Origin of the sequence: Colwellia sp. E2M01, from assembly GCF_018860585.1 — a bacterium.
Classification (GTDB): Bacteria; Pseudomonadota; Gammaproteobacteria; order Enterobacterales; family Alteromonadaceae; genus Colwellia.
Window position 1 is genome coordinate 1 of record NZ_JAHKPR010000066.1, and the last position, 2,948, is coordinate 2,948.

5 protein-coding genes are annotated in these 2,948 nt (G+C 34.4%); 3 read left to right on the forward strand and 2 right to left on the reverse strand.

Annotated features, from left to right (window positions below):
* Window positions 1–53: 53 nt before the first annotated feature.
* Both KO502_RS12675 and KO502_RS12680 read right to left on the reverse strand, forming a co-directional pair.
* On the reverse strand, window positions 54–305 hold the full coding sequence (locus KO502_RS12675) for a hypothetical protein (RefSeq protein WP_216022930.1): 252 nt from the start codon (window positions 303–305) through the stop codon (window positions 54–56).
* Between the two features lie 67 nt (window positions 306–372).
* A complete protein-coding gene (locus tag KO502_RS12680) occupies window positions 373–552 on the reverse strand; it encodes a hypothetical protein (RefSeq protein ID WP_216022931.1) in 180 nt (59 codons plus the stop codon).
* A 127-nt stretch (window positions 553–679) separates the two neighbouring features.
* Between KO502_RS12680 and KO502_RS12685 the strand changes: the two genes are divergently transcribed.
* The 3 genes from KO502_RS12685 to KO502_RS12695 all read left to right on the forward strand — a co-directional run bounded on the left by KO502_RS12685 (window position 680) and on the right by KO502_RS12695 (window position 2,917).
* Entirely contained in the window at window positions 680–1,936 is a 1,257-nt protein-coding gene (locus KO502_RS12685; protein ID WP_216022932.1) for a phage/plasmid replication protein, II/X family, read from the forward strand.
* Window positions 1,937–2,143: 207 nt separating this feature from the next.
* The gene (locus KO502_RS12690) at window positions 2,144–2,440 is read left to right on the forward strand and encodes a G5P family DNA-binding protein (protein WP_216022933.1); all 297 of its coding nucleotides are present in this window, start codon (window positions 2,144–2,146) and stop codon (window positions 2,438–2,440) included.
* 237 nt (window positions 2,441–2,677) lie between these two features.
* Entirely contained in the window at window positions 2,678–2,917 is a 240-nt protein-coding gene (locus tag KO502_RS12695) for a hypothetical protein (RefSeq protein WP_216022934.1), read from the forward strand.
* Window positions 2,918–2,948: the final 31 nt, after the last annotated feature.

A 2,948-nucleotide genomic window follows, 5' to 3' on the forward strand; every position in this document is an offset into this window, starting at 1 on the left:
CACTATGTCCGATACTCTTCAGAATCGGGCTAATACACTAAAACGCCTTTAAATTATCTCATTAGGGCGTTTCTGGTGCGTATATTTGTACTTTTCAATAAATCTAGCAAAGCTCTAAGTCTTACAACTTCACTCTCTAAGCTTTCAATATTTGCGCTTAATATTTCATTTTCGCGTTCAATTTCGTAAATCTCATATATAGCATTTTTAGCTGCTTTACTTGCTGCCGTTGTTCTATATTTCAATTTTAAAAAATTGATTGCTTGATGAAAGTAGGGGTCATTTGAAGTTATTTTTATGTGCATCCGTGCATCATAATATAATTATTTGGAATGTCTAAGAGTACACATACTATAACAGTGTACTCTACTGTCATTTTGACCGATTTGAGTGGTTTATATAATCTTGCTCTGTTATTTCCTCAATACCTTTATTGAGTAGTATTTTTATTATTTCCGCATCTTTAAATCCTTTCTTTGTTGCTATAACTGCTTTAACCACTTCTTTCTCGACTTTTCGCCATGTTGCATCGTCTATGTGTTTTGTAGGCATATCTCAACTTATTTTTTATGGGTTACTAATTAATTATAAACTAATATACTTTCTTTCTTGACTTTGAGAAACTAAGAAACTAAATTACACAAACAAAATAAATATTTAGAATCTAAGAAACTTACAAATGATAGACTTATTTAGATTATCAATTCCATTTAATGAAGATTTTTGCAGTGGCGATGCTGCCGAATCTCGTGGAATTGTTGATTTACAGGCTTGTCATTGGTCTGGCGCTAAACTAGAAGCAGGTGAGGTTGAATATACCCCTTGTGGTGCTGTTACCGTTTCCCGTCTACGTCACCCGTTTGAGTCAATTGCTAGCTCTAATTCAACTTTAAGTTTTAAAATTTTTACAGGTGGTGATAACTACTGGCCACATATCGAATTAAAGGCTAGCCCTGCAAAGTTGTTACAGGGTCATAATGTTTACGGTTCTTGTGATGTCGAGAAATGTGTTTTTGCTTTGGTTCAAGCTTTCAATGTTGGTATGCCTGATTTATCAAATATGCTTGATTGGCATTTGTGCGAGATAAAGCAAATAGATGTGACCTTTACGGCTCAACTAGAAAATATGACACAAGGCAGACAAGTTATAACCGCACTTAAAAACATATCAAGCGGGCAAACTCGTAGCTCTAAAAATAATCATGATACAACTTGTTATTTTGGTATTAATTCAAATGGTAAAAAATCTTCAAGACATAAACAGTTAAAAATATATTTAAAACATTTTGAGTTAATGCACCAAATAAGCGAGTTAGAAAAAAAGATTAAAAGAAACCCTAATCCGCTTTATATCAAACAATTGGAAGCTATGACAAACGACCAAGTTAAGTTATTTGCTGAAAACGCCTTACGTTTTGAGGCTTCAATATTACCGAGAATGTTACAAAGACTTGCTATACCAACATTAGCTAATGAATTTATAGAATATGCGCAAAATTTTAAATCCTGCCTGATACAGTCGCTTTGGTCTGAGGCTTTCAAGGATGTTTTCAACGCGCTAGGGGACGAATCAATGAACGCTTACGACGATGAATCAATACTTAACAAATTAAAATCAATTTACAGCAAAGTTAGTGTAACAACTGGCAACGTTAGTTATGCAAAAGCAGAGCGCCTTTTTAGATTTTATCGAAGTTTTAAGAATGAGGGTTTTGAAGAAGTTAAAAGAACCACCCCAGAAAAAACGTTTTACAGAAATATGAAAGAATTGTGTGTCGTTGTTTCCCGTGCTCATTTACAAAATTTAAAAGGTATTGCCTCAAATGTTGTCCCAATGCTACGGGTTATCAATGTAGATTTTTCTAATCAGCATCCATCTAGCTACAAAGAACCTGATCATCTTTGCGATCAAGTTCAACTTAGAGCGGTTTCATAATGATTTTAGGTGGGCACCTAAGCATGGACGCTATTTTTTTTAATCCCACTATTAAAGATATTCTTTTTAGTTGTACTTCGTGCGACTGGATAGGCTCAGAGTTAGATTTGGATTTAATTACTAACTTTGATTTAAATTTGGTTTGTTGTCCTAACTGCCAAAACTTAGATGTAAATATTTTACTTAATGATAATAAGGTTGATTGATATGAATTTGATAATTGAAGTAATAAAAAACCATGACCGCCCACTTTCACGTACTTTTAATCAAGGTACAGACAAAGAGCGCACCGTATTCAAACAAAAAGCATATATGTACACAGGCTCACCTTTTCCAATTGAGATTGAAAATACTTTCAACTCACTAGCTGAATGTTTAGAAGTTGGAAAATATATTGTTTCTCCCTCTTCTTTCAAAGCAGGGCGTTACGGTGATATAGAACTCGACCGATTTAATCTAGTCTTTGAAAAATTCAATGAAAATAATTTAAGCAAGGTTGGCTAATCATGAGCGTTGAACAATCAGATTTATTAATCCAAATTTTGATTGTTGGACTCTTTCTTTTGTCTTTTTATCACGGTTTTAATGTAGGGGTAAAAAGATAATGGATTCTCTAATTCCTTACCTTATCGGTTGCCTAGTTGTCGCATGGTTTACTGGTTTGGGCTTTGGGATAACGTGGTCTTTTTTAAAGACTATTATTAAACGTGCTACTGGCACATATTAAACAGGTGTTATTTTATGAATATGTTAAAAACTTGGCGTGGTAAAACCGTTGCTGTTGTAGGAGCTTCTTTTGCTGTTGTTGGTTCTTCTCATGCTGCATTAGATAGTGCACAAATTGATGCAATAAAAGCAGAGGTTCTTGCCGATGTTACGCTTGCTGTTGCTGCGGGTTTCGCTATCTTGGCTGTTGTATTAGCTTCTACCGTTGGTATGTCATTGTTAAGTCGCTTCATCAACAAGGGCGCAAACGGTTAATTTCTCTTAACTGTTTTAAAAAAAACTCCGT

Excerpts from the sequence above, each read along its gene's own strand:
- KO502_RS12680 (WP_216022931.1), bottom strand. The coding sequence starts at position 552 with ATGCCTACAAAACACATAGACGATGCAACATGGCGAAAAGTCGAGAAA.
- KO502_RS12675 (WP_216022930.1), bottom strand. The coding sequence starts at position 305 with ATGCACATAAAAATAACTTCAAATGACCCCTACTTTCATCAAGCAATC.
- KO502_RS12690 (WP_216022933.1), top strand. The coding sequence starts at position 2,144 with ATGAATTTGATAATTGAAGTAATAAAAAACCATGACCGCCCACTTTCA.
- KO502_RS12685 (WP_216022932.1), top strand. The coding sequence starts at position 680 with ATGATAGACTTATTTAGATTATCAATTCCATTTAATGAAGATTTTTGC.
- KO502_RS12695 (WP_216022934.1), top strand. The coding sequence starts at position 2,678 with ATGAATATGTTAAAAACTTGGCGTGGTAAAACCGTTGCTGTTGTAGGA.